This window comes from Streptomyces sp. TRM64462 (genome assembly GCF_013362995.1).
Taxonomy (GTDB): Bacteria; Actinomycetota; Actinomycetes; order Streptomycetales; family Streptomycetaceae; genus Streptomyces.
This window is the reverse complement of record NZ_JABWDV010000161.1, coordinates 1-2,945: the sequence shown is the minus strand read 5'-3', so window position 1 is coordinate 2,945 and position 2,945 is coordinate 1. Positions and strand designations below refer to the sequence as shown.

At 72.0% G+C, this 2,945-nt stretch carries 4 protein-coding genes and 1 pseudogene; 2 read left to right on the top strand and 3 right to left on the bottom strand.

Going from position 1 to position 2,945, the window contains the following annotated elements; all coding sequences use genetic code 11:
- From HTZ82_RS07325 to HTZ82_RS07315, 3 genes and pseudogenes are all read right to left on the bottom strand, one after another.
- A pseudogene (locus HTZ82_RS07325) lies at positions 1 to 388 on the bottom strand (hypothetical protein); the annotation flags it as partial.
- 244 nt (positions 389 to 632) lie between these two features.
- A complete protein-coding gene (locus HTZ82_RS07320) occupies positions 633 to 1,076 on the bottom strand; it encodes a subtilase-type protease inhibitor (RefSeq protein WP_309235354.1) in 444 nt (147 codons plus the stop codon).
- 333 nt (positions 1,077 to 1,409) lie between these two features.
- Positions 1,410 to 1,625: a hypothetical protein gene (locus HTZ82_RS07315; RefSeq protein ID WP_175408474.1), complete on the bottom strand. Its 216-nt coding sequence runs from the start codon at positions 1,623 to 1,625 to the stop codon at positions 1,410 to 1,412.
- Between the two features lie 175 nt (positions 1,626 to 1,800).
- Here HTZ82_RS07315 and HTZ82_RS07310 point away from each other — a divergent pair, with 175 nt between their 5' ends.
- Both HTZ82_RS07310 and HTZ82_RS07305 read left to right on the top strand, forming a co-directional pair.
- On the top strand, positions 1,801 to 2,259 hold the full coding sequence (locus HTZ82_RS07310; RefSeq protein WP_175408473.1) for an SPW repeat protein: 459 nt from the start codon (positions 1,801 to 1,803) through the stop codon (positions 2,257 to 2,259).
- Positions 2,260 to 2,668: 409 nt separating this feature from the next.
- Positions 2,669 to 2,884, top strand: a complete 216-nt coding sequence (locus HTZ82_RS07305) for an acyl-CoA carboxylase subunit epsilon (RefSeq protein WP_175408472.1) — start codon at positions 2,669 to 2,671, stop codon at positions 2,882 to 2,884.
- The last annotated feature ends 61 nt before the right edge of the window (positions 2,885 to 2,945 follow it).

The following is a 2,945-nucleotide window of genomic DNA, read 5'->3' as shown; positions in this document are numbered from 1 at the left end:
CTTCCAGTTCCTGCCGCACTCCGTCGCCCACGTCCTGCCCAGCATCGGCGGCCAGCCGCCGTGCCTGCCCGGCCAGGGCGGCCACCACGGCGTGCTGCCGGCGGCTCAGCTCCCGCAGCCGCTCACCGTCCAGCTCGCGGTGCGCCCGCCGCAGCCCCTCCCCGAGCCGGACCAGCGACCGCACCTCGTCAGGCCGCTCCCGTACGAGCAGATTGCTCGCCCACGCCGCCAGCGTCGGCTTCCGGAGCTCCCGGATACGGCCGGCGAGCTCCCGGTCGCCCCCCTTCCGGGCCTCGGCCGCACGCCGGTCACGGGCCGCGGTGAAGTCGGCCGGCCGCAGCCCGTACAGCTCGTCGGCAACGCTGTCCACGTCCACGTCCACGTCCATGCCAAGCCTTCGCCCGTGCTCACGTCCACGTCCACGTCCACGCCCGTGCTCACGTCCACGTCCCTGCCCCCTGAGGGCCGGTCGTGGCTGCGCTACTTCACGTATGCCCAATTTCAGCCGAAACGCCCGCGCCGTCCCGGGCAGGGGGAGGCTGCCACGGAAAACGGCGCGGGCGCAGGGGCCGGCACGCGCGTGCGCTGTGCGGGGACGGTGACCGGACGGTCCGGGGGAGGCGCGGTCAGGCTCAGAAGGCGAAGACGCTCGTGCCCTCGGCGCGCATCTCGCACGCGTTGCCGAAGGTCCGCTCGAAGTTCACGCGCTGCCCGTCCCAGACACCCTGTGCGGTGACGACGACCGGGTCGTAGATCTTGATGCAGGCGCGCTCCTCGGTACCGCTGAGGGCGCCGAACTCGCCCTTTACGGCGTGCAGCGTGTCGCAGGCCCGCTGCGGCGACGGATGCGTTCCGCCGGGCGCCGGAGTGCAGGTGAGGGTCACCGCGCGCAGCGGGACCGATGTCGCGGCGGTCTCGCCCTGTCCCACGGTGAGGACCAGTGCGCTCGGCGCGTACAGCCGTGTGTCCGCGGTCCCATCCGCCTCCGTCACCGCGGAGGCGGCGGGCGCCAGGGTCGCCAGGGCGGCGGCGGTGACCAGTCCGCATACGGCGGTACGTCTCAGCGGGGTCCACATGTGCGTCATCATCCCTTTCCTTCGAGTCCCTTACGGTCGGATCCCGTTCGGGCCGGTTCGGGGCACAGCCTGCCGCGCCGGTGTTGTTGACGCACATTCAGCGGCGCTTTTCAGTTTGGTCTTTTATTCAAGCAGTGACGCGAAACCGCCACTCCCAGGCCAACTGGGGAGATGTGACCCGGCGTCACCGCAGGCTGACAGCCGGTCGCCGCCGATGTTCAACGGTGCACCATGCGTGGAACGGTGCGGTGAGTGAGCCGCAACACGTCCGAAATCCGGCGGCAACACCGCCGTTTCCCCCGTCTCCGGCGCCCGCCCGCCCGGCCGCCCGCCCTAGCCCTCGTGCCCCGCGCTGGCGCCCCCGCCCGCGTCCTCGTCCTCGTCCACGAGCAGGAAGTCGACGACTGACCACGGCGTGAGCGTGTCGTTCTTCACGACCGCGACCCCGTCACCCGTTCCGGACGGATGCGCGTACGAGGGTGCTGCTGCGGCGCCCGTGGTCAGCAGCGCACCGGTGGCGGCGGCGAGGGCGGCGGTACGAAGGCTCATGGGGGTCCCCTTTCGGTTGCTGCGGGATCGTGGCTGATCAACGATGCCGCGTCGGAGAGGTGTCGTCACCCTGGCCGCACTCCGCGCGAAAAGTTCCATTTGACCCGGATGGAGTAGTGGGCGTTAGATGGTGGATAAAGGGCAGATAAAGGCTTCTACAGGAGGCAGGCCCGCAATGACCACCCATCCGACCATCGAGCAACACCCTGACCTCGCCGAGATGCGCTCCCGCTTCGAGCGCGCGACCATCAGCCCCCGTGCACAGGCAGTCGAGGCACTGGCCCTCCTCACCGGTGTGTTCCTGGCCGCCTCGCCGTGGATCGTGGGATTCAGCGGCCTCACGGCACTCGCCGTGACCAACCTGATCCTCGGCGTGGCCTACGCACTCTGCATGGGCGGACTGGGCTCCGCCTACGAGCGGACCCACGCCATGGCGTGGTGCGCCGTGGCCATCGGCGCGTTCACGATCATCTCGCCGTGGGTCGTCGCCGGTAACGTCGACACGACCCGCACCGTGTGGAACAACGTCGTCGTCGGTGCCATCGCCCTGCTGCTCGGCGCCGCCATGGCGGCGACCGGCGAACGCGGGGCAGGAGCACCTCGCGCCCGCCGCAGGGGCGGAGTGGCCACGTGACCTGAGCGCCGTGACAGGAGACCGGAACGCCGCGCCCTGAGAGGTGAGAGGCTCGGCAGAAGGGCCCCGGGACGTCGTACGCCGACGCCCGGGGCCCTCCTCGTACGGCGAGCCCCGGAGGAGACCGCGCGCACCGAGCCGACTCCGCCCCGTCACCGTGTACGGCTCTGAGCGCGCCGCAGCCGGTCGCACAGCCGGCGACAGGGCGGGCGCCCGGTCACCCCTCGGCTCTCACCTCACCCGGACGGCCCATCCGCCGACTGCACACCGCCTCCCCGAGCCCGCCCGCGACCCGGCCGCCAGTCCGCCACAACGCCGGCCAAGACGTCCGCCGCGCTGTGTGTGCGCGTCGGAGGCGGCTCCGGCTCCACCGGGTGCGGGCACGAGGCCGCCGTCACACGATGACCCCATGCGCCATCACCTGCGGATACTCCACGGTTCACCCACCGCCGCCGAACTCGCCGCCGTCACGGCCGTCCTGAGCGCCCTCCTCTGCGAGGCCGCCTCCTGCGCGGGCGGCCACCACCGCCCGAACCGCGCCGACTGGGACCGCTCCTGGCGGCCGCACCCCGTGCCGCACTCGTGGTGCACGCGTGGCAACAGGCTGCCGTTCCACCGCCACTGAGGCACCTCACGGTTCCGCCACAGGCAGCCCGAGCCCCGCAGCCGCCCCCATGACCAGGCCC

Excerpts from the sequence above, each read along its gene's own strand:
- HTZ82_RS07305 (WP_175408472.1), top strand. The coding sequence starts at position 2,669 with ATGCGCCATCACCTGCGGATACTCCACGGTTCACCCACCGCCGCCGAA.
- HTZ82_RS07310 (WP_175408473.1), top strand. The coding sequence starts at position 1,801 with ATGACCACCCATCCGACCATCGAGCAACACCCTGACCTCGCCGAGATG.
- HTZ82_RS07315 (WP_175408474.1), bottom strand. The coding sequence starts at position 1,625 with ATGAGCCTTCGTACCGCCGCCCTCGCCGCCGCCACCGGTGCGCTGCTG.
- HTZ82_RS07320 (WP_309235354.1), bottom strand. The coding sequence starts at position 1,076 with ATGTGGACCCCGCTGAGACGTACCGCCGTATGCGGACTGGTCACCGCC.